This window comes from uncultured Vibrio sp., assembly GCF_947488985.1.
GTDB lineage: Bacteria > Pseudomonadota > Gammaproteobacteria > Enterobacterales > Vibrionaceae > Vibrio.
The window spans coordinates 1-221 of sequence record NZ_CANLBV010000405.1; the positions used below are offsets into that span (position 1 = coordinate 1).

Consider the following 221-nt stretch of genomic DNA (forward strand, 5'->3'; position numbering starts at 1 on the left):
CTAAATTTCTCATTAGGTTGCATGTTAGCCAGCGCTGCTTTTACGGGCTTATCGTTTAAATCGGCAATCAATAGACGCTGTACGGGCTTCTTGTTACCAACGTGATCTAGGATTTCATCAATGAGCAAGCAGCCTTCAGGATCAGGATCGCCAGCATGAACTATAGTGTCCGCTTTTTTGATGAACCCAATCACCGTATCGAGCTGCTTTTTTGAATCGGG

At 44.8% G+C, this 221-nt stretch carries 1 pseudogene; it reads right to left on the bottom strand.

Annotated elements, in window-relative coordinates:
• Positions 1–221: pseudogene (locus tag Q1A70_RS20765) on the bottom strand (hypothetical protein); the annotation flags it as partial.